Origin of the sequence: Shewanella sp. NIFS-20-20 (assembly GCF_019209865.1) — a bacterium.
GTDB lineage: Bacteria > Pseudomonadota > Gammaproteobacteria > Enterobacterales > Shewanellaceae > Shewanella.
The window spans coordinates 1-25,524 of record NZ_JAHUTT010000058.1 but is presented as its reverse complement, the minus strand read 5'-3'; the positions used below and the strand labels follow the sequence as shown (position 1 = coordinate 25,524).

Here is a 25,524-nt window from a genome sequence, read left to right as displayed (position 1 = left end):
ATTGATATGAGTACGCGCCAAAGCTTCTGAAAGTTGCATAAAAAAATCCGATGACAAGGGGTCATCGGATTTTGATCCTTTCAGTGAGATCGTCAAGCGATCTGTCTTAACTGATCGGCATTACGCAGTTTGCGCGGTTTTTTATGATGTTACGCAAATAAACAGACAAAGAATACGCTAAAAATTACCGCTATTGTTGCAGTGATCCCGATGGCCATTTTCAATTCAACTGACATACAATCTCTCCTATATTGTGAACAAAAACAGTAGCGCAAAATCGTGTAATGACCCATGGTCATACCGTTAAAATGTGATCGTTTTCAAATCAAGTCTAAGATTAACCGATTGATTTTGATATAATGCTGGCAAATAACCAATAAGGAACATCTCATGTCTCAGCTATTGCACACCATGCTTAGGGTCGGAAATTTAGAGCGTAGCATTGAATTTTATACCCAAGTCCTTGGCATGAAATTATTACGTACCTCTGAAAACCCAGAATATCAATACACATTAGCCTTCGTTGGTTTTGATGACGAATCAAGTGGCGCGGCCGTCATTGAACTGACCTACAATTGGGGGCAGACCAGCTATGAGCTAGGTACTGCCTTTGGTCATATTGCTATCGGTGATGACAATATTTATCAGCGCTGTGAGCAGATCAGAGCCGCAGGCGCTAAAATCACTCGTGAACCAGGTCCTGTTGCTGGCGGCAATACCCACATCGCTTTTATCGAAGATCCCGACGGCTATAAAATTGAATTTATACAGTTAAGTTCAGCAACTCAAGGCTTGGGTTAACCAATTCTCGATAAAGCCAGCTTCAACGCTGGCTTTATCGGCTAAAATGAATAGGTGTACTGGCCAAAGGATAGCCTGTGTCGACCTCTAACTACATCAACCATTTACCTCGTAACGCGTCCCTATGGTTCCAAGGGATCGGCATTGTTATTTTGGCCTTATTTTTAGGCTTTAGACTATGGCTTTTGGATTTCATTCTTGTCGTACTACTTTCGATAACAATTCTAGCACTGGGTTATTCATTTTGGCGGGAATATCGGCATCAAGGACAATTGTTAGAAAAACAAATTGCGCTCATTACAGCTTGCGTGATGCAAACCTTCAGCAGTTGGCAAATCCATGAAACCACCATTTATCTGTTTGCCCTGCTGCCTATTTATTTTATTTTATTCAACCTCCGTCTCGCAATTTTGCTGGCGTCGACTTATTTAACGCTGACTATTTTAGTCAGTTGGACCAACCCACAGCACCTTATCTTTTTAAGGATCATATTGTCGGGGATCACCTCTCTAATTTTTTTAGCCATTTTAGCTTATATTCTCGACATGCAAAAAAAGAACTTGTACCTACTGGCCACGACCGATGAATTGACGGGCGCCAAAAATCGCAAAGAAATGTATCACCAATTGGCCCAAGCCAGAACTCAGTGGATTGAACAACAAGTTCTCTCCAGTATTATCTTGCTAGATCTTGACCATTTCAAACAACTTAACGATGAATTTGGCCATTTGTTTGGCGATAAAGTTCTGCGGTTATTCGCCCAGCACATCCTCGCCAATTTGGACAGTCATGAAACCCTGTATCGTTATGGCGGGGAAGAATTCTTAATCGTGCTGCAGGGGCAAAATCAATTTCAAGCCAATGTGCGGGCCAATCAATTAAAAACAAGTATGCATCAGGCGTGTTTGTTAAACCTGCATCAATCGATCACTTGCAGTATGGGGGTTGGTTCACTCGCGGGGGATGAGGATTGTGATACTTGGATCAAAGGCTGTGATTATGCCTTGTATCAAGCCAAGAAAAATGGACGAAATTGTGTCATTAACCGAGAACAACAGGTGATGGCATAAAGGAATACCTCGGCGTAGGCGCAGCATCACTCTGCTGCACCTACGGTGATACTGCGGTTGTTACTGCGGTTGTTTCTGCAATTTGGCTAAGTAGAATCCATCAAATCCGGTCTCGGCCGGTAAAATAGTCTCTTCCATTATTAGACTAAATTCTGGATGGTTAGCTAAGAAACGCTGCACTTGCTCTTGGTTTTCACAAGGCATAATCGAGCAGGTAGCATAAACCATCATGCCACCGGGTTTTAGCATACGGCAATAACTGTCGATAATGTGGGCTTGTAGTTCCATTAACACAGGTAACCTGTCTTTGGCATCACGCCATTTGGTGTCCGGATTACGCTTTAACACCCCAAGTCCAGAACAAGGCACATCCAAGAGTAAGCGATCGGCAGAATCCTTCAAACGTTTGATGGTTTTGCTACCGACAATTAGGCGCGTTTCAACATTATGCGCCCCACCGCGACGTGCTCGTGTCTTTAAGTTATCGAGTTTCCACTGTTCGACATCCATGGCCAACAGACGCCCTTTTCCTTGCATTTGAGCCGCAAGATGTAATGTCTTGCCGCCTGCGCCAGCACAAGCATCAATCACCCGCATCCCCGGCTTAACATCAAGCGCTTGGGCCACTAATTGCGATCCTGCATCTTGTTGTTCAAACCAGCCGTCTTTAAAGGCTTGTGACTTGAATAATGCTGAGTCATTAAGCACTTCCAGTGCACTTTCTACCCCGGCCACCGTCTGAGTTTCTATCTGTTCACTGGCTAACTTAGCTTGTAATTGCTCACGGCTACATTTCAGCAAATTGACGCGTAAATAGCGCTTAGCCCCTTGCGCTAACGCCTGACGCTGTGCCGGCCATAACTCACCAAGACTACTCTGACCTAAGTCTTCCAACCATTGCGGACAACCATCCCATAAGAGTGGATCGGCTTTCGCTTGAGCAAGGTGCTGTTCAAAATCATCTTGGTCGATCGGACGACAATACGGAAATTTCGGTAATGCCACCCCATGTAATAAATGCCACGCGCTGACTAGCGGCGGACAGGCATTGGCCAACTCACTCATGTCCAACTCCTCGGAGCCTGAAACCAAGTAAGCAAACAAATTAAGACGACGGATGATCTCACCGACACAGCGGGTGATCTGTGCTAATTGTGCAGGTGTCATTTGTTGGTTGGCAAAGGCCAACGAGTAAGCTCTATCAAGAGGCTTATTATCTTGTAAAACGGAGCTAAGGATGGTTGTCGCCATATTGGCTTGAACCGCATTTAAGGCTGTGTGGGTCATTCAAGGTTACCGGCAATGAAAAGCCGACGGATCATAGGTGCTTCAGCCAAGTTCTGCAATAGATACCTCAGATATTATGCCACCAATAACGCCATTGGCTGTGCTTGGTGGCAACATCAGTTAACTTGCTTGGCTGGCATGCAGTTCCATTAACTTATCTGGGTCAAACTCTTCATCGACTTCAAACTCTTTTAACTGGAGAAAGTCGGTGTTATCCATGGCAAATTCTAAATAGAAAGAATGATACTCTTCGGTTCTAAATGAAACACGTCTAAACACTGGGTTATCCAAATTGGCATCGATAGAGACGGATAACTCCTTATTAATGGTCAGCATTTTTGGCTGGCTTTGACCAATAGAGGTTTTTAGTTCTTTTGATACCGTTAATATGAAATCGCCCAAAATTTGATTAGTGAGTTCACCAAGGACATTACTCACATCATCCGAGGTATGAGAAAACACCAACTCCTGTTCAGGTATCCCCATATTGAGCATGTATTTGCGATACAGTTCTACAGCAGCGTCCGCGGTAAAGTTAAGCACAACTAAGCCTGAAAACCCGCCATCGAAAATAGAAAAACAGCCCAGATCGGGTCGCAAACGCGTTTGATGAATGACTTGAACCATACCCGAATGGCTGATTTGACTGCTTGAAGCTTTGGCCAACACTTCTTGCATGCTATGGCATAACTTTAAAAGTATATCGTCACAAGTGACGATCTTGCGGCACTCTGAAGACGCCTGTGGCTGATTCATAATGACTTCCCTGTTTTTAAAAGATAATTAAGCTTGTATCCCAATAGCCAAAAATGCAAATCACACAAGAATATCAAAAAGAATGATCTACCTCACAAAAGCTAAGCAATTCAGGTAAAAACTAATATTTTCATGGTGTTATTACTTATAAAAAAATTTTAAACCAGTAGACTGAGCCCAAGTTCACGAGTTAATGGAAGTACTTATGATCGCACTCTTACGCCGATTCTCTATTTTGCAGCGCCTGCTTATCATGTTAATGCTTGCAGCAATCGGCACCATGGCCTTTGCTTCATTTTCGCTGTGGCAGCAAAGGGAGAATCTTATCGACCAGAAATGGCAACAAATTGATGCCCAACTTAATACCGTCAATAGTTTACTCGATAGCCAAGCCACACTAGGCTCTACGGCTAAAACCGCAACGGCAGCCATATTGCAACAATTAAGCTATCAACAAGATGGATATTTTATCGTGTTAGATAAAGACGGAAGCATCGTCGTTTATGGTCAACATCCCCAATGGATTGGTTTAGATGAATCCGATATTATCGCCGCCGACAAGAGCCAACCATTAGTCACGCTTAGACAACTCGCTAATAGCTCACAGGCCCAAATAGAGTACCCACATCAACATCCAAGCAAGGGTCAGATTGATACCAAACTGGCCGCAGCTAGCTATTTCGCACCTTGGCAATGGACCGTCATAACGGGGATGTATATCAGCGATGTAAACCACAGTATGACGCAAGTTACATGGAAGTATGTGTGGTTTATGTTGGCATTAAGCCTTCCTATCTTTGCTTTTTTTATCTTACTCAATCTGTCAATCAATCGACCGTTACAACAAGCCATTGATGCAATGACGACCATTGCCCATGGCAACGGTAATCTGACGCTGCGTCTTCCCGAGCAAGGACAAGATGAAATTAATGCCCTCGCCTTAAGCTTTAATGCCTTTGTTGCCAAAATGGCAGTTACAGTGGCTAAGTTAACGCCGATATCTCAGCGGCTAACGGTCCAAGCGGACCATTTAAGTCAAAGTGCCAATGCCAGTATCGTCAGTACCCAATCGGTGCACGAACAAACTCAAAGTGTGGCTACCGCCATCGAGCAAATGTCGGCCACCACCGACGATATGGCCACCAACACTAACTTAACGGCAGAAGCCGCCAATACGGTCAGTCAACAAGCGCTTGCCAGCCAGCAACAAATGCACGACACCGTCAATAAGGCCAGCGCCTTAGTTGAGCAATTAACCCAATCCATGACCCAAATGACGCAGTTAAATCAAGCCTCGATGGATATTGATGCGATATTAGATGTGATTAGTCGGGTGTCTGATCAGACTAACCTGTTAGCGCTGAATGCCGCCATCGAAGCAGCGCGAGCGGGTACCCATGGTCGAGGGTTTGCCGTAGTCGCTGATGAAGTCAGAGCATTAGCCAATCGTACTCAAGCATCAACCCAAGAAATAACGACGATTATCCAAGGGATCCAAGCGGGAGTGAAAGCGATGACAGTGATGACTCAAGACAATAAACACATCGCCACGCAACTGCAAAAAGATGCGGGCAATGTTGGGGTTGCCATGGACAATATCTTGATGAATATAGAAGATATCACCAGCCGCGCCTTGCAAGTGGCGAGTGCAACGGAGGAGCAATCGTTAGTCAGCCGCACTATCACCCAAAACATTGGTGCCATCGCATCACTCTCCGCCGAGGCGCTCAGCGTGAGCCAAGATCACACGGTCAATGCCAAACAACTGCAAAATATGAGTGATCAGTTAACAGAACAGTTACAACAATTCACCTTAAGCGAGTGAAATGCTAAGCTTAACTAATCCGACACAGAATAGAGGTCGCTGATAATCCCTGTAACAAAGGCTATATCGCTTGGGTTACAGGGACGTGTAAGATTATATACCTTTTAGTTTGCTAGCAGGAGCGAAGCCAATGAGAATGACCTTAGCCATTCATAATGAGCAATACAGTGTTCACAGTTTCAGCCCCTTAACCTGCATCCCCGAACAAGTATTAACCCAAGAAATTTATTTCATTGGCAAAACCCGAGAAGAATTATCTGTCGTTGTCCCCTCGGGGCTTGAACTCGATAGCCTCGAACAGGAACATGGCTGGCGCTGTTTAGAAATATTAGGCCCGCTAGGCTTCTCCATGACCGGCATTTTAGCCCGTATTGCCGCTACCCTAGCCGATGCTCATGTCAGTATTTTTACCATAGCAACCTTTGATACTGATTACATCTTGGTCAAAGACAACAAATTGAGCGATGCGGTTTCGGCGTTAAAAAAGAAAGGTTATCAAATCATCGAGTATGACCAATAAGCATGATTCGACTCACGTCATCGAAGATCCCAACTATGTACCGACAGACCACCATAATTCATCTGGCGCATGGGTTACATACCCGTCCAGCGGCACAATTTGTCAAAGCAGCAAAACACTTTGACTGCGATATCATCGTTTACAGTCAAGGGAAGCAAGCGAGTGCTAAAAGCTTATTCAAATTGCAAACCTTAGGCTTATCGCAAGGTTGTGAGATTACGATTGAAGCCCAAGGGGCTGACGCTCAAACGGCCGTCAGTCATTTAATTAACCTGCTTGACTCCCTTGAGTAAGTGATTCATGCATACCGTTTCAATCAACTGTAGTCAGAGGCCTGTCATATGAGTCAAACGGTTCCCGGCATCAATGTCTGTAGTGGTGTCGTTTTCGGGCCGGCATTTATCTATTGCCCCGAGCCACTGCAGCCCTCCGAGAGTCAATTGCCAAATCGCGCCGCGATTGCCGAGCAACAAGCGCTATTTCATGAGGCAATAGCATATCTTTACCAAAAATACTCAGCCTGCCTATCGAATCTCAATACACAAGATGCCAGTCAAGCGCCCCAAGCCCAACTGCTTGATGCGATACTATTATGGTTAGAAGATGATGAAATGCAGCAAGCAGTTGAGGATGCCATCAGCCGCTATCAATTCACAGCAATCGCTGCCGTTACCCATGTATTCAATGCCTATGCCGAAGACATCGCCGCGTTAGACGATAGTTATCTTGCTTCTCGTAGCCACGAGCTCACCGGCCTTTCCCATCGTTTATGCTTGTATTTACGCGGTCAAACCCTGGAGATCAGCGATATTGTTGAGCCGGTGATCTTGTGCTGTCAGGAGCTCACTCCGGCGGAGTTTATCTTACTGGATTTAACTAAAATTTCGGGCTTAGTGATGAGCCATTGTGGCCTCACCAGTCATACGGTTATTTTAGCGCGCAGTGCGGGTCTGCCGACCTTAATCAATTGTGATTACTTAGCAGCTGGTGTGACCAATGGCCAAGCCATCATGCTCGACACCCCCAAGCATTGCTTAGTGATTGCCCCTGAGCCATGGCGACAGGAGTATAGTCTTGCCTGGCAACAACAACAGCAAGCTAATCACACCCTGTTTAGCCAACAACGAACGCTTCCATGCCAAACCTTAGATGGCTCGGCCATCACATTGTTAACAAACGTTGGCAACCAAGCCGACATCACTCAAGGTCGCGAGCTTGGCAGTCAAGGCGTGGGTTTACTGCGCACTGAGCTGATGTTTATCAATGCGCCCACGTTAGAAGATGAAGAGCGCCAATTTCACGCTTATTGCCAAGCCATCGCCCAATTGCAAGGCGATATTTTAACCGTGCGAACCTTGGATGTTGGCGCAGACAAACCGTTAAAAGCCATTGACTTACCTGCTGAAGCTAATCCTGCGTTGGGCATGCGTGGGATTCGCTACACCTTGCGCCATCAACAGGTGTTAATGCCTCAGTTACGCGCGTTGCTGCGTGCTGCTCATCTCGGCCCCATCCGTTTAATGTTTCCTATGCTGTCTCAAGTTGAGGAATTAGACGCATTAGTTGATTGCATCAACGCGTGTCAGCAACAATTAACTCAACGCCAGCAAGTCTTTGGCGACGTCAGTATCGGCGTAGTGATTGAAACGCCTGCAGCGGCCATGTTACTGCATGCACTATTACCACGGTTATCTTTTATTAGCATTGGCACCAATGACTTAAATCAATACCTCCAGGGTGCAGATCGGGGACACCCGCAACTCAGTTCGCAATTCCCTGCGCTCAACCCTGCCTTATTGAGTCTGATGGCGACGATACGACTTCAAGCCAGTCAAGCCGAAGTCAACTGTGGGATCTGCGGTGAAATAGCCAGTGATCCCCGCGCCACCGCGTTATTACTCGGCATGGGATTTACTGAACTTTCTGTCAATATTGATAGCCTTGGCCAGATAAAATCGAATATCTTAGGACTTAGACTCGATGAGTGTCGCACCCTGGCCACTCAAGCGTTATCATTGCCACGTATGAGCACACTCAATCAATGTCTCGATAATTTCAATCAACACGCAGGTTTACGCTTCCTGCCATCATAAAATTAAGGACGAATTATGGGGTTTTTTAGCAGGATCCGTCGTATGTTGGCTGGCCAGACGCCTGTGCCAGGCGGGATCCCTATTCTGGCACCTGTCGATGGCACGTTAGTCGCACTCGATGACGTCCCAGATCAAGTTTTTTCAGAAAAAATCGTGGGTGATGGCATTGCGATTATGCCAACGGGCAAACTCATCTGTGCTCCGATAGCGGGTACCATAGGTAAAATTTTCGACAGTAACCATGCCTTCAGTATCGAATCGCCTCATGGCATCGAATTATTTGTGCATGTCGGGATTGGCACCGTCGAACTGCGCGGCGTAGGGTTTGAGCGTTTGCAGCAAGAAGGGGCCTATGTCGAGGCTGGTACTCCCATTTTGGCCGTAGATCTAGATCTTATCACAGGGAAAGTCGATAGCTTATTGACGCCTGTGGTGGTCGCCAATATGGAAGATATTAAACAAATTCAATGTGCAAGTGGCCAAGTGATCGCTGGTGAAACCACGATATTTCAGGTAGTTAATTAACCTCTAGGCCGCCATGAATTTTTTAATAACGGCTATGATTACCCCTTGAGTCGGATCATAAATATCGTACAATATCGCCACTGAGCCGCGACAAGGAACCTTAGATGTTATACGGGATTAAGAATTGCGATACCGTGCGTAAAGCGCGTAAATGGCTAGAAGCCAATCAACAAACCATCGACTTTTGTGACTATCGCGACTCACCGCTTGCGCAGTCAACCCTGCAATCGTGGATAGATACCTTAGGCTGGCAAGCCTTACTTAATCAGCGTAGCACCAGTTTTCGCGGGTTGAGCAATGAAGACAAACAAGATATCGATGCCGCTAAAGCATTACGGCTAATGCTGGCTCAACCGACCTTAATCAAGCGCCCTGTACTGGTCACCCCTCAAGGGGTATTAGTCGGTTTCAGTGATGCCTCCTACCAAGAGTGGTTTGCCAAATGAGCCAAGAGGTTACCGCTCTGGCTTGCGACCTAATGGCCCGCCCTTCAGTCACACCACGGGATGAAGGATGCCAAGACGTCATTGGCCAACGATTAGCAGCATGCGGTTTTACCACTGAATCCATGATCTTTGCCGATACCACCAATCTGTGGGCACGTCGTGGTCAACAAGCGCCGCTGTTTTGCTTTGCCGGTCATACCGATGTGGTACCTACCGGGCCGCTCGAACAATGGCATACCCCTCCCTTTGAGCCCACTATCGTCGATGGCATGCTTTATGGCCGTGGCGCCGCCGACATGAAAGGTTCTTTGGCCGCGATGGTGATTGCCACCGAACGCTTCGTCAAAGCTCATCCCGATCATCAAGGCAGTATCGCATTTTTAATCACCAGTGATGAAGAAGGTCCTTTTATCAACGGTACCCCTAAGGTCATCGAGACCTTAGAAGCTCGTGATGAGAAAATCACCTGGGCCTTGGTCGGTGAGCCATCATCCACCAGCAAACTCGGTGACGTGGTTAAAAATGGCCGTCGCGGTAGTTTAACCGCCAATATCTGCATCAAGGGCACCCAAGGCCATGTGGCCTACCCGCATTTAGCCGATAACCCCATTCACCGCTTTGCCCCTGCGCTGCATGAATTGGTGGGCATTACTTGGGATCAGGGCAATGATTTCTTTCCCCCCACTAGCATGCAAGTGGCCAATATAAATGGTGGCACTGGCGCGTCCAACGTGATCCCAGGGACATTGGAGGTCATGATCAACTTCCGCTATTCCACCGAGGTCACGGCCGAGCAACTGATAGAGCGCCTTGAGTCTGTACTGAATAAGCATCAACTTAATTTCACCATTGACTGGGTATTTAACGGCTTACCTTTTCTTACCGCGGATGGGCCGCTGTACCATGCCACCTTATCCGCAGTAGAAGATGTCGCAGGGTATCGCCCCCAAGCATTAACTACAGGTGGCACCTCTGATGGTCGTTTTATTGCGCCAACAGGAGCTCAAGTCATTGAGCTTGGCCCTATCAACGCCACCATTCATAAAGTTAATGAGTGCGTAAAGGTTGATGATCTTGAACAATTAGCCCTGATGTATCAACGCTTACTGGAAAAACTATTGTGCCGTTAACCCCCCCTTTGCCCTTGCTATATGGTGATCACGTCAGCCAGCTATTAGTCGATTGCCATGGGGTTATGCTTAGTGCGGCGACCGCGCAGGCGTTTTCGGCAATGCAACAGGCGGCCTTAGCTCAGGGTATTAACATCATGCCGTGCTCCGGTTATCGCAGCTTTGAGAGACAACTGCATATTTGGAATGGCAAAGCCGCAGGCACTCGGCCACTGCTGGATGCCAATGAGTGTCCCGTTGACGCCTTGTCACTGAGTGATGATCAATTAGTCGAGACGATTTTGCTCTGGTCCGCCTTGCCTGGAGCGTCACGTCATCATTGGGGGACTGATGTAGATGTGTTTGATGCTCAGGGCATCTCACGGGCGGATTTACAGTTAGTTCCATCGGAATATCAAGCGGGTGGTCCATGTGATGCATTGACACATTGGCTGGAGCAACATGCGGCTCGCTTTGGCTTTTTCTTACCTTACCAAGCGGGACAATCTGGGGTTAGCGCTGAGCCATGGCATTTAAGCTATGCCCCCCAAGCTGTCGCCATGTTGGCTCACTTTAACCATGACGAATTGTATCAGCGACTTAAGCAAAGTGATCTCAAATTAAAAGCAGCCCTGCTGCCACGGCTTGAACAGATTATCGCCACTTATGTTCATCATATTGCAGCCCCACCACAAAACTTAACTATTCCTTAAATGGTAAAACCAGCTTTGGCATAGACAATGATATACTTCTGCCATCTTTCTGATAGAAGTTAACTAATGAAGTCTCTAAAACCCCTATTTGACAATAATAAGCAATGGTCAGAGCGCCTTCGCAAAGAAGACCCACACTTCTTTGAACAACTGGCAAAACAACAACATCCTGAATATTTATGGATTGGATGCTCCGACAGTCGAGTGCCATCTAACCAGATCATTGACCTGCTGCCTGGGGAAGTATTTGTCCACCGCAACATTGCGAACATGGTTATTCATACGGATCTCAATTGCTTATCTGTCATTCAATATGCCGTCGAAGTACTGAAAGTGAAGCATATTATGGTGGTTGGTCATTATGGTTGTGGTGGTATCAAAGCAGCGTTAAGCCCGATAAGCCTTGGCTTAATTGATAATTGGCTCGGACATATTCGCGATATTCACCGGATCTATCGTGATGAATTAAATCAATTACCCCCAGAGCAGCAAGTCGATCGTTTATGCGAGCTTAATGTCATTGAGCAAGTCACTAATGTCGCCAATTCTTCTATTATTCGCGATGCGTGGCGCCGCGGCCAACAAGTCAATATTCATGGCTGGATTTACGGCATCGATAACGGTTTGTTAACCGATTTAGATGTTACCGTCGATGGCACACCAACGACGGATTAACTCAGCTAAGTCACCGGCCGAGTCCCGGTGACGTCAGCTCTACAGCCAGCGACACCGCTTATCATCGTAAACCATCACGACTTAGCAGGAACAGTCCGCCATCATAGCGACTCGCCCATGACCACCAGTGCCCGCTGGCGGAAAGATTATTGGGTCACGCTCGCGAATGTCACCTCGCAGCACTTGCGCCAGAGCCTAAAGCAGTTTACGCTCTGGCAAAAATCTTAATTGGGTCTCTTTAGCCCATTCATTGTTTACGAAGGTATTTTCATGACAGTCACCTTATTGATCCCTGCTCGTTATGGTTCAAGTCGTTTCCCTGGTAAGCCGTTGGCACCTATCGGCGGTAAACCGATGATCCAACATGTTTACGAGCGTGCATCGTTAGCTAAAGGCCTCGATAATATCTACGTTGCGACAGATGATGATCGTATCCGTGAAGCCGTCGAAAGCTTTGGTGGTAACGTGGTAATGACATCGAGTGATGCCGCATCAGGCACTGACCGTTTAGAGCAAGCCGCACAATTGCTGGGGCTGGCCGATGATGAACTCATCATTAACTTGCAAGGGGATCAGCCGCTGATTGACCCTATCTGTATCGAGCAATTGATCCAGCTGTTTATGGCCCATCCTGGCGAGTTTGAAATGGCCACCTTAGGGGTTGAACTTCACCGAGAAGACGAGCGTGACGATCCGATGCACGTTAAAATGGTGTTCGATAACCAGCATCACGCGATCTACTTTTCACGGGCTCGCATTCCCCATGGCCGAGACACTAATGATTACCCAGTGTATAAACATTTAGGTATCTATGCTTATACCCGCCGCTTCTTACAAACCTTCGCAGCATTGCCGGTCGGCCGCTTAGAAGAATTGGAGAAATTAGAGCAGCTACGCGCGCTGGAAAATGGTCATAAAATCAAGATTGCTATCGGTGCCTTTGATTCACCAGAAGTCGACACCCCAGCCGATATCCGTAAATGTGAGCAGTTGTTAGCTATCGATTAACAAAGGAGTCTCTATGTCTGATTTGGAAGTCATTTTAATTATTGTCCTAGTGATCGGCGTGATCATTAGTAATCTAGCCGTGCTTAAGTACAGTGCTAAATTTAAAATGAGCCAATTTGGCCATAAGTCACCGAAAGTGTCGCCCAAAGAACAGGGGCGCGATAGCAGTGATGATGACACCCTGCCAAAAGCTTAAAGGGTCAGCCAACTCTATCTACTACCCCCATGCCGCGCCTATGCGCGGCAGGGTTTTAATCGCGCCCTAAGCGAATTATTTAAACGCTAATTGCTGCCAAAGCGTGCAAAAGGCAATGATTTCATCGCCATCATGTTGGTGATTTTTAATGGCATACAATAAGGCTTTTTTCGCTAAGTAGGCGTCAATCATCAACAACTGCCGTTGATCTTGTTGCCAATGCGTGTTCGGTATTTGCTCACCTACAATCGACTGTTGCAACAATACCAAGGCCGCTTGCGCCTGCGCTTGGGTAATATCATTTACCGTCAGTGAAGGCTGCGCTGCGGAAGGCGCATAATGATGACATACCTGAGGATCCAGCCTGTTCTGGCTCTCCAGTTCCGCAGCAACCGACATTGGCAGCAGCAACAACCACAGTCCGGTTAACAGGGATAAGCCGTGAGTCGCAGAACACCTGTTTAAACAGTCGCGAGGGTTCATCAATCGCTCTGCTTGAGATGGGCGAGTCGATATCATGGCTCTTGTAGCGCGCCAATAGCACGCGCGATCAGCTGACTCAAACGCCTAGGCTTGCCATAACAATCACGGCAATGTCGGTCGCTAAATATCTGTAAATAAATACTGAGCATGAAAACGTAAATGTTCGGCAATAAAGCTCGCCACAAAATAATAGCTATGGTCATAGCCTTCACAGATATTTAATTGCAGTGGATAGTCATTCGCCGCTGCCGCCGCTTGCAGGGCCTCTGGCATCAGTTGTTCGAGCATAAAGTTATCCGCATCTCCCTGATCGACCAAGGTCGGCAGTTTATGGCTGGCCGCTGCCATTAATACACTAGCATCATAGGCTGACCACAAACTCGGATCTCGCCCTAAATAGGCGCTAAAGGCTTTTTTTCCCCAAGGGCAATTCATCGGGTGACAAATCGGACTAAAGGCCGACACCGATTGATAAGCATGACTATTTTTTAATGCAATCACCAAGGCACCGTGACCGCCCATGGAATGCCCAGCAATGGCACGTTTATCAGTCACCGGAAAGCATGCTTCGATAAGTTTGGGTAACTCATCAACCACATAGTCATACATCTGATAGTGTTCGCGCCAAGGTGCTTGGGTCGCATTAACATAAAATCCTGCCCCTTGGCCCAAATCATAGCCATTATCATCCGCGACCCCGTCCCCCCGAGGGCTAGTATCAGGGGCGACGATAGCGATCCCAAGTTTGGCAGCCATTGCCTGTGCCCCGGCCTTTTGCATAAAGTTTTCATCGCTGCAGGTCAGCCCTGACAACCAATATAACACCGGTACACGCGTACCCTTCGATGCTTGTGGCGGCAAATAGATCGAAAAGCGCATGTCGCACTGAAGTACGCTCGAGCGATGACGGTATTGTTTCTGCCAACCGCCATGGCTTTTATTAGTACTGAGGTTGTCAATAGTCACATTGGACTCCTTAGGGCAGTGAGGCTCTCAATTAATTGTCGAAATGGATGACCGAGCGAATGCTTTTACCTTCATGCATCAAGGCAAAGGCCTCATTTACCCGCTCCAATGGCATGGTGTGAGTAATAAAATCATTCAATGCAAATTCCCCCGCCAGATAGCGTTCAACATACTCAGGCAGCTCTGAGCGCCCTTTAACGCCACCAAAGGCTGAACCTTTCCACACTCGGCCAGTAACCAATTGAAATGGGCGGGTGGCGATCTCTTGACCCGCGCCAGCCACCCCAATAATGACCGATTCGCCCCAGCCTTTATGACAACACTCTAAGGCCGAGCGCATCACATTGACATTACCAATACATTCAAAGGAATAATCGACCCCACCATCGGTTAATTCAACGATCACATCTTGGATAGGCCGTTGATAGTCATTGGGGTTAATGCAGTCGGTGGCACCTAACTTACGTGCTAAATCAAACTTAGACTCATTGATATCGATGGCAATAATTCGTGAAGCCTTAGCCATCGTCGCACCAATCACCGCCGATAAGCCAATTCCGCCTAAGCCGAAAATGGCCACGCTCGCGCCCGCTTCTACTTTGGCGGTATTCATCACTGCCCCCATGCCAGTCGTCACACCACAGCCGAGTAAACACACTTCAGTCAGTGGTGCCGTGGGGTTAACCTTGGCTAAAGATATTTCAGGCAATACCGTGTATTCAGAAAAGGTTGAGGTGCCCATATAGTGATAAATAATCTGCCCATCTTTAGAAAAACGGCTCGTACCGTCAGGCATTAAACCGCGCCCTTGCGTTTGACGGATTTTTTGGCAAAGATTGGTTTTGCCCGATAAACAAAACTTACACTCACCACATTCTGGAGTGTATAAGGGGATCACATGATCGCCCACCTTGACGCTGGTGACCCCAGCGCCGACAGATTCAACAATCCCGCCACCTTCATGACCTAAAATACACGGAAAGATCCCCTCAGGATCGGCACCCGACAAGGTGAAGGCATCGGTATGACAGACACCGGTAGCAATCAATTTAATTCGCACTTCGCCAGCCTGCGGCGGCATGACATCCACGGTTTCGATGGATAGCGGCTGACCGACGGCCCAAGCCACGGCTGCTTTTGATTTTATGGTATGTGCTGTCATTGGAGGTTCCTATCGTCAAAAAAGAACGCGCGAACCGAAGATGGTCGCAATCGTGTTAACTTGATTATAACTAGCCTGCTGTGATTGATAATCCCTAGTTTTTGTAAATAACTTTTACCCTATGGTAATAATGCTACCATGATTAGCGCCAGCATCTGGCCACGAGTGAGCGTTACTGGCCTAGACTCACCGGCCGTGGCCATGAGAGTGTCGGTAAACTCAACAATCGCTAATCAATAGAAGTGATGGATACAGTATGGTGAATTGGGATGGGATCAACGAATTTGTAGCAGTGAGTGAATCTGAAAGCTTTACTAAGGCTGGGCAAAGATTGAACATATCTACTGCACAAGTTAGCAGACAAATCAGCGCTTTAGAAAGCAGGTTAGCGACGAAATTATTTCATCGAACTACAAGAAAAGTGACGATGACTGAGGTCGGTCAAGTATTCTATCAACACTGTCGGCAAATCCTTGATAACTTAGATGAAGCTGAGCGGGTCATCAGTAACTTACAACTGAGCCCCCGTGGCCGCCTCAAAATTACCGCGCCTGTGACCTACGGCGAAAAAACCATTGCCCCACTTATCAATGATTTTTTATCTAAATATCCTGATCTTGAGGTCAATATGATCCTCACTAACCAGAAACTCGATGTCATTAATGACGGTTTTGATGTGGCGATCCGCTTAGGCCAACTCGAAAACTCCAATTTAATGGCCGCCCGTCTCAGTAGTCGTCAGCAATATATTTGTGCATCTTCCCATTACCTCTCCGTGTTTGGCACGCCGCACTCGATTGCCGAACTCGAACAACATAATTGCTTACTGGGCACCATTGACTTTTGGCGCTTGGATGAACAAGGTAAAACCCGAAATATTAAGGTGAGAGGCAATTTACGCTGTAACAGTGGTCATGCCTTAGTCGATGCGGCCATCAAGGGTATCGGTATTATTCAACTGCCTGATTACTATGTACTGCCCTATATTGAACAGGGGTTGCTGGTTCCTATCCTTGAGCAGCATCGCTCAGAAGATGAAGGTATTTGGGCCTTATATCCCCAAAATCGCCATCTGTCCCCAAAAATACGCTTGTTGCTAGATTACCTCAAACTCGTATTAAATAAGGCATAAGCGAACCTCTTTGCCTCTGGCCATTAACCAAGCCCTGCAACATGGTGTCAGGGCTTGATTGCTGTCTCACAGGCCAATGGCTTACCCGTTAGTTAGCCAATACATAATCAATCGCTGCTCGCACTGCCGCTATTTGCGCTTGATTGCATTGCTCAGCGGTGGCATTCGGGCTATCGGGATACACTTCGGTGGTGGTGCAATATTCGCTATCCGTGACCCCCGCACATAACCCTAACGCCTTGACTGGATAATTTATCACCCCCAGTTGCTCTACGGGCGCACCGATGATCATGCCATTATCATCACTCGGCGCTATATGGGTCACTGCCGCGACCGCAGCGATGATAATCCGCTGAAATTCGGTTTGAGGATTGTGACTATCACCCACTAAATAAAAGCCATCAGGGATAATTCCCGCTTCATAGGGTTTACCATCACGCGCGGCCAATGCTGGACGAAATTCAGATTCATCCGTATCTGTGGTTTCATGCAAGTCAATATGCAACTTAAATGGGCAGTTAAAATCCGCTAATAATGCCATTACAGCTTGCGCTTCTTCACTGTCACTTCCGGCCACAAAGGAACGATTAGGGTCAACAGCATTTGGCCCCCATCGGTTAATGGTTTCATAGCCCCATGGACTGATACAAGGCAGAACTAACCAGTTCACTTTACTGGCATATTCGGCGCCATATTGCCGAACAAATCCTAAGGCGCCATGGACGCCGCTGGTTTCATAACCATGAACCCCACCGGTCACCAATACCCACGGCTTAGTTGGTTGCCAGTCGCAGCTTTTTATCGCCCATAATGGGTAACGCGCGGCATCGATAGACAAGGCCCCATAATTAATCAGCTCAAACTCACTCCCTAAGGCGTGAATGTCATCCAGCACGGTTTGATAGCGCCGCTGGATCTGGCAGCTGTGATACCAAGCCTGACGTTCGGTCTCACCCCAAGGAGTCGATTCGGTCCCAATCGGGTAAAAGTTAAGCGTATTCATAATAAATAAATCCTTGATAATTAAAGCAACCCCTGAGAATAACTTGCCTGACTCTCAGGGGCAATCACTGCGGTCAACTCAGCCCTACGCTAGTGCCCTTGCTTGAGCTCTTTTTCTAATTGCTGGGCAATCTGCTGAGGTGATCCTGTGTATCGACCAAGCAAGGCATAGGCCGCAGGCACCACCAATAACGTAAAAATGGTCGCTACACTGATCCCCGCCAACACCACCACCCCAATAACAAAGCGGGTTTCAGCGCCGGCGCCAAACGACATCACTAACGGAACCGCACCCGCGGCCGTAGTAATGCCGGTCATCAAAATAGGCCGTAAACGCTGCGCGGAGGCTTGTAAAATCGCCTCTTCAAACGGCACGGCTTTATCCCGTAACTGGTTAGCAAATTCCACGATAAGAATGCCGTTTTTAGCGGCGAGCCCCACCAGCATTATCATCCCTATTTGGCTATAGATATTTAGCGTTTGTCCCGTGACATACAGTCCGAATAACGCGCCTAAGGTGGCTAGCGGTACCGTGAGCATAATCACCAAGGGATGAATAAAGCTTTCAAATTGTGCCGCTAACACTAAAAATACCACGCCTAATGCCAGTAAAAAGACAAAATACATGGCGTTGCCAGAGCTTTGATAATCTAGCGACTGCCCTTTATAACTGATCACCGCTTCAGCAGGTAAATACACCTCGGCAATTTCATTCAACGAGGCTAATGCTTCTCCTAAGGTATAACCCGGCGCTAAGTTAGCTTCCAAGGTGATCGAGCGCATTCGATTGTAGCGTTTTAGGCTTGTCGCATCGGCAAACTCCGTGACTTGGACAAGATTTGACAGTGGGATCAAATCGCCACTACGCTGAGAACGAACCTGAATATTGGTTAGATCGGTGGCAGTATTTTGTAGATCTCGCTGCCCTTCGACAATGACATCATACTCTTCGCCATCTCGCATAAATGTGGTCACTAGACGCGAACCTAACATCGATTCTAAGGTCCGGCCGATATGAGAGACACTCACCCCAAGTGCCGCTGCCCTTTCATGATCGATAACCACCCTAAACTGAGGTTTCGTTTCTTTATAATCGTGATCTAACCCGACCAAACCAGGATTGTCCGCCGCCTTTGCCAACATAATGTCGCGCCAGCGTACCAGCTCCTGATAATCCCCTCCGCCTAACACAAACTGCACCGGCTTACCTAAACCGCGGCCAAAAGCTTGTCTCATGATAGGAAACGCCCTCACCCCCGCAAGATCGCTTAAACGGCCACGGATATCGCCAATAATGGCATTGGCGGGCCGGCGTTGCCCCCAATCTTCCAGCACAATAATGGCCATGCCACCGGAAAAGTCAGCACCGCCGCCCCAACCGCGCGGCGCTCTGATCAACAAACGCTTGATATCTCCTTGCTCGACCAATGGCATTAACCTATCTTCGATTTCATCCATATAGTCTTTCATATATTCAAAGCTGGCACCTTGAGGACCATTAACGATCAAAAACAGTGAGCCTCTATCTTCTTGCGGGGCAAATTCATCCGGAATTTGTTTGATTAAATAGGCGCTACCGGCAAATGCCAAGACAACCACGACGGCCATCAGCAAGGGCGCATTAAACACCCGTTTTAAGCCCCGACGATAAATTGACTCTATCTTAATCATGCCTAAGTCCACTAAACGCACTAGCCAAGTGTCTTGCGTTGCAGGCTTAAGCACCTTAGAGCACATCATTGGGCTTAACGTTAAGGCGACTATGCTCGAAAAAATCACCGCCGCGCTTATGGTGATGGCAAACTCTTTAAATAATTTACCAATATCACCTTCCAAAAAGGTAATAGGCATAAATACCGCGACGAGCACCGCCGTGGTGGCTATGATGGCAAACGACACTTCCCGCGCACCAAGAAATGCCGCCTTAAGCGGACTGTCCCCTTGCTCAATACGGCGATGAATGTTTTCAAGCATGACAATTGCATCATCGACCACCATACCAATCGCAAGAATAAGCGCTAATAAGGTTAATAAGTTAATGGTGTAACCTAAGGCGAATAATACGATAAATGTCGCGAGCAAGGACACGGGCACGGTTAGGGCGGGGATCAACATGGCGCGTACGCTGCCAAGGAATAGGTATATCACCACGATCACCAACACCATGGCAATAAACAGTGTTTGATACACTTCCTTAATCGACGCTTCAATAAACACTGAACTGTCATATGAGCGCTTAATTTCCATGCCAATCGGCAAGGTCGGGTTAATTTCATCGACCAGAGCATTAACCTTGCGGGCCACTTCTAAGGTATTGGCCGTCGATTGTTTGGAGACGCCTAGGCCTATCATCGACTCGCGATTGCCGCGAAACATGATGCGCTCTTCTTCAGAACCAATCTCCACCTTAGCCACATCGCCAAGACGAATTAGATAACCATCATCCCCTTCTTTTAACACTAAATTGGCAAAATCTTTTTCGGTATGAAAACCGCGCTCCAAGCGAACACTAAAGTGACGATGTTGCGATTCAACCGAGCCTGCCGGTAACTCGACATTTTCGCTGCGCAAGGCCGACTCCACATCACTAATGGTTAATTGCCTTGCCGCCAGCGCCTGTCTATCGACCCAAATTCGCATAGCATAGACTTTGCCACCGCCTAAACGCAGTCTAGCTACGCCATCGACCACAGATAAGCGATCGACCAAATATCGCCGAGCATAATCTGTCAGTTGCAAGGTATCCATGCTGTCAGATACCAGATTCAACCACATGATGGTGTCATCATCACTGCTCGCTTTTTGCACTTCCGGCGCATCGGCTTCTTCAGGCAGATTTTCCAGTAAGCGTGAGATCCGATCACGAATATCATTGGTGGCCGCTTCGATATCACGGCTGACATCAAACTCTAAGGTGACACTGGAGCGCCCATCTTGGCTTGATGAGCTGATATGGCGTACACCTTCAATGCCACTGACTCTATCCTCGATCACTTGGGTTATTCGGCTTTCAACCACCGAAGCACTCGCGCCGCGATAACTGGTTTCAATCGATACCACGGGCGGATCGATATCAGGATATTCACGCAATGGGAGGCGGTCGAATGCCATCAAGCCAAACAACACCAAAAGTATACTAATGACCGACGCGAGTACCGGCCGTTTGACTGAAATATCGGTCAAGATCATGACAATACCTCATCAGCGTGACTCAAAGCCGAAAAGTTTTCTTGACGTTGTACCTGAACCTCATCTCCCGGGCGAACTTTTAAAATCCCGCGGATAACCAGCTGTTCCCCTGGAGTAAGGCCCTCGACGATTTCAACTATGCCTAATTGACGTTTACCAAGTGTCACCTGCTTTTGCTCAATGCTACCTTCAGGATTGACCACATACACATAATGGCGATTTTGTTGTGGAATAATGGCAGCTTCGGGGATCATGATGGCGCGGCGTTGACTCTGGATAAGTTTCACCTTCATCAACATTCCAGGTAACAATTTAGCTTCAGGATTGGGGATCATCGCCCGCACGGTCACCGCTCTAGTGGTTTCATTAACGCGGTTATCAATCAGGGTCACTTTGCCGGCGAATATTTGGTTATCAAAGGCCACAGCCGTGGCTTCAACCACCTTGCCAGGTGACAAGCTTGAGATAAATCGCTCAGGTACCGAGAAGTCCAATTTAACACTGCCGATATCATCTAAGGTGGTGATGGCCATACTCGGAGTCACTAAGGCACCGTTACTGACACGTCGCAAGCCTAAACGACCCGCAAATGGCGCTTTAATTTCACGTTCATTAAGGGCAGCTTGCGCTTGATCCAATTCTGCCTTCGCCGTATCCATTTGGCTTTGTAAACGATCCCGCTCCAACTCCGCCACCGTTTGATTGGTCAATAAGGTACGAATACGCGCCAACTCGCGCATCTGCTCGGTAAGTTTTACTTTGGCGGCCGCCACTCTGGCTTGTTGTTCATCATTGCGCAACTGCACCAACAACTGGCCTTTACTGACAAACTGACCATCATCGAAATATAATTCATCAATGACATCAGAGACTTTAGAAGTAATGGTGATGGACTCATTGGCGCCAATATTTCCTAAGGCTTCAACCTCATCACGCACATCACTAATCACCACATCAGTGATGACCACATTCGGTTTCGGCCGTTGTTTGAGCGCTGTGGCGCCTTGACCCTGTTCATTGATGCTCAACCACAAGAGTGCAGCGCCAGCCGCCACGACTATCAGCAATGTAATTATTTTTTTCATTGGACATCCACTGTTCTTTGAGTTGCTGCCAGTGTACCGATTAACCTACTGGCAGCAAGTTGTTTTACTTATTCTTACAATTAAGCAACCCCATGTGACAACTATCTGATTTAAAGTCAAAAAAAAACGCCCGTAACGGCGTTTTTTAATGTGAGAGTCAAAAGTGATTAACGCACCTTTCGCTTCTCAGACATTAAATCAGAAAACGCATCATAGACCTGTTTGATGATGTCATTGTCTAACGGTTCATCCGCGATATCGCTAAGCTTAATCACAGTCTCATTAGTGTCACTGCCACCAGCAAGCTTGATTCGGTAGCTTCCCTTCTTTAAAGGCAATTGAGAATCGCCCCACAGAGAGCTCCAGAATCCTGATTCATCATTAAAATTAACAAAGAAAAGTGATTTAGCCGGGTCTAAATCGACGATCTCAAATCCCATTTCTGGTAACACGATACGTAACCGTTCCCAAACACGATCATAAGGCGCCTTAGCCAAGAAATAATCATGCTCGGATTCGACTAAGCCAACTTCAATGCCTTGGCTTTGCTCGATACGCTTCGCTTGCATGGCATCATTGCGCTTCAAGCTTAAGTAAGCCACCGCCGAGTTGAGCATATCGATGGTATAACGCTGCTTATCGGCCGCCGTTAACTCAATATTTTTAATATCACCATCAAAGGATTCTTGGTGGTCAATGAGACTGATCACCAGCGAGCCCGTACGACCGTGGGGACGAACCTGAACATCAAAGCGGTAACGTTGTTTCAAGGTGTAAACCTTGTCATTGCCCCATAAGCTGGTATCGAGGACCTCGTTATTTTCAATCCAATCGGTGTCTATGGTACCGGCTTCGTAATCTTCTGCCGCAATACCGATACCTTTACGCACGAGGTAATCTTTCAGGGTGTCATAAATTTCTTGCTTTAAATCAACACTGTTATCGATAGACTCCACCACCACTTTGATGGTGTCGGTGCCCTCTTCCACATGAGTCCCTTCTGCCATGGGCAAAATTTGCAATGGTGGACGAATATCTAACGCCATTCCCACTAACGTGGTATTCGCGGTGTCGGATAAGCTCGGAATATCAAATTCTTTACTATAATTCGGGGCCTTCAATGGCGCGGGTATTGTCAGTATTGGGCTGGTTGCAGAGTTGACATAGTCATCGTCGCCATTGGCATGACGGCGATCGAGTGAACTTGAACAAGCACTGACCAAGGTGAGCAATACGACACTGGTTAAGGGTTTATACATTAAAGAACCTCTATTCGGGCTTTGATCATTGCAGTGACAACGTCATCATGGAAATTGTCAGAAAGTGGTGTAAGTGGCAAGCGTAAGTGACCATCAGCGATAAGTCCCATACGCGCAACAGCCCATTTCACCGGGATTGGGTTGGCTTCACAAAATAGTTGAGTATAGAGCGCATGCATCGGCTCATCTAATTGACGGGCTAAGGTAGCATTGTTAGCTAATGCCGCATCACACATGGCTTTAAATTGCTTTGCCGCCACATTATTAGTCACAGAAATGACCCCGTTACCACCACCTAACATAAATTCACAGGCAGTCGCATCATCACCACTGAGCAAAATAAAGTCATCACCACATAAGCGACGCAACACAGGTAAACGAGCTAATTGACCCGTCGCATCTTTAATGCCGATGATATTATTGACTTGGGCAAGTTCTGCTGCGGTTTCTGCAACTAAATCAACGCCAGTACGCCCTGGGACATTATAAAGAATTTGTGGAATATCGGTGACGGCGGCCACGGCTTTAAAATGCACCACTAAGCCGTGTTGAGTCGGTTTATTATAATAAGGGGTCACACCTAACATGGCATCGACGCCAGTATCAGCAAGGGCTTTAGTTAACGCGATGGCCTCAGCGGTAGCATTACCACCGTTACCAGCAATCACGGGAATACGACCAGCCACAAAACGGACCGTCTGCGCGACCACAGCGACATGCTCATCCGCAGGTAAGGTAGATGACTCACCTGTGGTCCCCACGGCAACGATGGCATCGGTTCCCTGTTCAATATGAAATGCGACCAGTCGTTCAAGACTCGCATAATCTACTGAGCCATCACTCAGCATAGGCGTAATTAATGCGACAATACTTCCATTAATCATCTGACTTGTCCCCAAGAAATTTGGAATGGCTATGGTACTAATGCACTTAGCGAATGACAAGCATTGCTAAGGCTATAAAATAGGATAAGTTATGGTAGCATTAGTTCCCTTAGCAAATCCGCTGAATTATTGGTTTTGCGAACAAAAATGTAAAATTATACGAGGATTATTCATGACCAACTATCTGGTCGTCACTGCCATGGGGGCTGATAGACCCGGTCTGGTCAGCAAACTATCTCGGCTCGCGAGTGATTGTGAATGCGACATTATTGATAGCCGAATGGCGTTGTTTGGCAACGAGTTCACCCTGATCATGATGATGGCGGGTTCGTGGAGCGCAATTACAAAAATTGAAACAAGCTTACCTCAATTGAGTGTTGAACTTGATTTGCTCACCGTCATGAAGCGCACGAGTAAGCATACCCCCCCAAATTTTGTCTCACGTATCGAAGTGAGCTTGCAGGGTAAAGATCAACGCGGCTCTATCAAACGTATTACTGAGTTTCTGGCCGAGCGTGGCCTCGACATTGCGGCATTTCGATCTCATTCTGAAGATGCTAACTTGCCCGATGTCAATCAACACATGTATTTAGCCATCAACATTCCTGAAAAAGTGGATCTCGAAAAATTAGAACAACAACTGCAACAACTTGCCGATGAAATGCACCTGTCTTTAAGTATTAAACGGATGCAAGGCAGCTAACATCAGGCCCAATCAAAGGATTAACTATGAAGACATTAACGGCAGGAGAACATGCTCCGCAATTTACTTTAACCAATCAGTATGGAGAGCCTGTTTCTCTGGCAGATAAATTAGCTCAAGGCCCAGTGCTGGTGTATTTTTACCCAAAAGCATCGACCCCAGGTTGCACAGTGCAAGCCTGTGGGCTCAATGATAGCCTGCCGCAATTAGCCCAACACGCAGTGACTGTTCTGGGGATAAGCCCCGATCCGGTAGCCAAACTATTGCGTTTTGCCGATAAGCAGCAGTTACGATTTGATTTACTTAGTGATGAAGATCATCACATCGCCGATGCTTTTGGGGTGTGGGGCGAGAAAAAGTTCATGGGGCGTACCTATGATGGTATTCATCGCTTAAGCTTTTTAATTGGCCAAGATGGCAAAGTGAGCCATGTCTTTGATAAATTTAAAACCAAAGATCACCATCAAGTGGTGTTAACTCAGCTAGCTCAATAAAAAAAAGGCGCCTTAGGCTAATGCCGTTCACTTAGTGTGAACGGCATTTTTCTTAGACTTAATGGGATACTTGTTTTTACTCATTTTTAACGCACGTGGATAGGCCCTATCCCGTTTCCCATCAAGCTTGAACTGTCTCGC

At 47.1% G+C, this 25,524-nt stretch carries 26 protein-coding genes; 16 read left to right on the top strand and 10 right to left on the bottom strand.

Features of this window, described 5'->3' with window-relative positions:
* Window positions 1–390 precede the first annotated feature (390 nt).
* Both gloA and KU855_RS19120 read left to right on the top strand, forming a co-directional pair.
* Window positions 391–801, top strand: a complete 411-nt coding sequence (gene gloA / locus KU855_RS15490; RefSeq protein ID WP_218531247.1) for a lactoylglutathione lyase — start codon at window positions 391–393, stop codon at window positions 799–801.
* Window positions 802–878: 77 nt separating this feature from the next.
* Entirely contained in the window at window positions 879–1,871 is a 993-nt protein-coding gene (locus KU855_RS19120; RefSeq protein ID WP_218531246.1) for a GGDEF domain-containing protein, read from the top strand.
* A 60-nt stretch (window positions 1,872–1,931) separates the two neighbouring features.
* Here KU855_RS19120 and KU855_RS15480 read toward each other — a convergent pair whose 3' ends face one another.
* Window positions 1,932–3,158 (bottom strand): RsmB/NOP family class I SAM-dependent RNA methyltransferase, encoded by a 1,227-nt coding sequence (locus KU855_RS15480; protein WP_218531244.1) that lies wholly within the window; start codon window positions 3,156–3,158, stop codon window positions 1,932–1,934.
* 120 nt (window positions 3,159–3,278) lie between these two features.
* Window positions 3,279–3,914, bottom strand: coding sequence for a DUF3334 family protein (locus KU855_RS15475; RefSeq protein WP_218531241.1), 636 nt, complete (start codon window positions 3,912–3,914; stop codon window positions 3,279–3,281).
* 205 nt (window positions 3,915–4,119) lie between these two features.
* On the opposite strand from KU855_RS15475, the gene KU855_RS15470 reads away from it, so the two are divergent.
* The 11 genes from KU855_RS15470 to KU855_RS15420 all read left to right on the top strand — a co-directional run bounded on the left by KU855_RS15470 (window position 4,120) and on the right by KU855_RS15420 (window position 13,024).
* Window positions 4,120–5,739: a methyl-accepting chemotaxis protein gene (locus KU855_RS15470; protein WP_218531239.1), complete on the top strand. Its 1,620-nt coding sequence runs from the start codon at window positions 4,120–4,122 to the stop codon at window positions 5,737–5,739.
* Between the two features lie 130 nt (window positions 5,740–5,869).
* Entirely contained in the window at window positions 5,870–6,259 is a 390-nt protein-coding gene (locus KU855_RS15465; RefSeq protein WP_218531237.1) for an ACT domain-containing protein, read from the top strand.
* Window positions 6,260–6,294: 35 nt separating this feature from the next.
* Window positions 6,295–6,552 (top strand): HPr family phosphocarrier protein, encoded by a 258-nt coding sequence (locus tag KU855_RS15460; protein ID WP_218531235.1) that lies wholly within the window; start codon window positions 6,295–6,297, stop codon window positions 6,550–6,552.
* A gap of 48 nt (window positions 6,553–6,600) precedes the next feature.
* The gene (gene ptsP / locus KU855_RS15455; protein WP_218531234.1) at window positions 6,601–8,352 is read left to right on the top strand and encodes a phosphoenolpyruvate--protein phosphotransferase; all 1,752 of its coding nucleotides are present in this window, start codon (window positions 6,601–6,603) and stop codon (window positions 8,350–8,352) included.
* 15 nt (window positions 8,353–8,367) lie between these two features.
* Window positions 8,368–8,877, top strand: a complete 510-nt coding sequence (gene crr, locus KU855_RS15450) for a PTS glucose transporter subunit IIA (protein ID WP_218531232.1) — start codon at window positions 8,368–8,370, stop codon at window positions 8,875–8,877.
* 104 nt (window positions 8,878–8,981) lie between these two features.
* The gene (locus KU855_RS15445) at window positions 8,982–9,323 is read left to right on the top strand and encodes an ArsC family reductase (RefSeq protein WP_218531231.1); all 342 of its coding nucleotides are present in this window, start codon (window positions 8,982–8,984) and stop codon (window positions 9,321–9,323) included.
* Window positions 9,320–10,453, top strand: a complete 1,134-nt coding sequence (gene dapE, locus KU855_RS15440) for a succinyl-diaminopimelate desuccinylase (RefSeq protein ID WP_218531229.1) — start codon at window positions 9,320–9,322, stop codon at window positions 10,451–10,453. The genes KU855_RS15445 and dapE overlap by 4 nt, the downstream gene beginning before the upstream one ends.
* The gene (locus tag KU855_RS15435) at window positions 10,444–11,145 is read left to right on the top strand and encodes a M15 family metallopeptidase (protein WP_371316374.1); all 702 of its coding nucleotides are present in this window, start codon (window positions 10,444–10,446) and stop codon (window positions 11,143–11,145) included. Before dapE ends, KU855_RS15435 begins: the two co-directional genes overlap by 10 nt.
* 66 nt (window positions 11,146–11,211) lie before the next feature.
* Window positions 11,212–11,820 (top strand): carbonate dehydratase, encoded by a 609-nt coding sequence (gene can, locus KU855_RS15430; protein WP_218531227.1) that lies wholly within the window; start codon window positions 11,212–11,214, stop codon window positions 11,818–11,820.
* Between the two features lie 270 nt (window positions 11,821–12,090).
* The gene (gene kdsB, locus KU855_RS15425) at window positions 12,091–12,828 is read left to right on the top strand and encodes a 3-deoxy-manno-octulosonate cytidylyltransferase (RefSeq protein ID WP_218531226.1); all 738 of its coding nucleotides are present in this window, start codon (window positions 12,091–12,093) and stop codon (window positions 12,826–12,828) included.
* Between the two features lie 13 nt (window positions 12,829–12,841).
* Window positions 12,842–13,024, top strand: coding sequence for a DUF2897 family protein (locus KU855_RS15420; protein WP_218531225.1), 183 nt, complete (start codon window positions 12,842–12,844; stop codon window positions 13,022–13,024).
* Between the two features lie 75 nt (window positions 13,025–13,099).
* Here KU855_RS15420 and KU855_RS15415 read toward each other — a convergent pair whose 3' ends face one another.
* The 3 genes from KU855_RS15415 to KU855_RS15405 form a co-directional block, all read right to left on the bottom strand.
* Window positions 13,100–13,510 carry a hypothetical protein gene (locus KU855_RS15415; protein WP_218531223.1) on the bottom strand — a complete coding sequence of 137 codons (411 nt, stop codon included), beginning with the start codon at window positions 13,508–13,510 and terminating at the stop codon, window positions 13,100–13,102.
* 117 nt (window positions 13,511–13,627) lie between these two features.
* Complete coding sequence (fghA, locus tag KU855_RS15410; protein ID WP_218531221.1) at window positions 13,628–14,473, bottom strand: S-formylglutathione hydrolase; 846 nt, start codon at window positions 14,471–14,473, stop codon at window positions 13,628–13,630.
* 31 nt (window positions 14,474–14,504) lie between these two features.
* Window positions 14,505–15,635: an S-(hydroxymethyl)glutathione dehydrogenase/class III alcohol dehydrogenase gene (locus tag KU855_RS15405; protein ID WP_218531218.1), complete on the bottom strand. Its 1,131-nt coding sequence runs from the start codon at window positions 15,633–15,635 to the stop codon at window positions 14,505–14,507.
* Window positions 15,636–15,891: 256 nt separating this feature from the next.
* Between KU855_RS15405 and KU855_RS15400 the strand changes: the two genes are divergently transcribed.
* Complete coding sequence (locus tag KU855_RS15400) at window positions 15,892–16,767, top strand: LysR substrate-binding domain-containing protein (RefSeq protein ID WP_218531217.1); 876 nt, start codon at window positions 15,892–15,894, stop codon at window positions 16,765–16,767.
* Window positions 16,768–16,855: 88 nt separating this feature from the next.
* On the opposite strand, the gene KU855_RS15395 is transcribed toward KU855_RS15400, so the two are convergent.
* From KU855_RS15395 to dapA, 5 genes are all read right to left on the bottom strand, one after another.
* Window positions 16,856–17,770, bottom strand: a complete 915-nt coding sequence (locus tag KU855_RS15395) for a M14 family metallocarboxypeptidase (protein WP_218531215.1) — start codon at window positions 17,768–17,770, stop codon at window positions 16,856–16,858.
* Window positions 17,771–17,859: 89 nt separating this feature from the next.
* A complete protein-coding gene (locus KU855_RS15390; protein ID WP_218531213.1) occupies window positions 17,860–20,958 on the bottom strand; it encodes an efflux RND transporter permease subunit in 3,099 nt (1,032 codons plus the stop codon).
* The gene (locus KU855_RS15385; protein WP_218531210.1) at window positions 20,955–22,043 is read right to left on the bottom strand and encodes an efflux RND transporter periplasmic adaptor subunit; all 1,089 of its coding nucleotides are present in this window, start codon (window positions 22,041–22,043) and stop codon (window positions 20,955–20,957) included. Before KU855_RS15385 ends, KU855_RS15390 begins: the two co-directional genes overlap by 4 nt.
* Window positions 22,044–22,210: 167 nt before the next feature.
* Window positions 22,211–23,302 carry an outer membrane protein assembly factor BamC gene (gene bamC, locus KU855_RS15380; RefSeq protein ID WP_218531208.1) on the bottom strand — a complete coding sequence of 364 codons (1,092 nt, stop codon included), beginning with the start codon at window positions 23,300–23,302 and terminating at the stop codon, window positions 22,211–22,213.
* Window positions 23,302–24,186 (bottom strand): 4-hydroxy-tetrahydrodipicolinate synthase, encoded by an 885-nt coding sequence (gene dapA / locus KU855_RS15375; protein WP_218531207.1) that lies wholly within the window; start codon window positions 24,184–24,186, stop codon window positions 23,302–23,304. Before dapA ends, bamC begins: the two co-directional genes overlap by 1 nt.
* Window positions 24,187–24,358: 172 nt before the next feature.
* Between dapA and KU855_RS15370 the strand changes: the two genes are divergently transcribed.
* Both KU855_RS15370 and bcp read left to right on the top strand, forming a co-directional pair.
* A complete protein-coding gene (locus KU855_RS15370) occupies window positions 24,359–24,889 on the top strand; it encodes a glycine cleavage system protein R (RefSeq protein ID WP_218531205.1) in 531 nt (176 codons plus the stop codon).
* A 26-nt stretch (window positions 24,890–24,915) separates the two neighbouring features.
* Entirely contained in the window at window positions 24,916–25,383 is a 468-nt protein-coding gene (bcp, locus tag KU855_RS15365; protein ID WP_218531203.1) for a thioredoxin-dependent thiol peroxidase, read from the top strand.
* Window positions 25,384–25,524 lie beyond the last annotated feature (141 nt).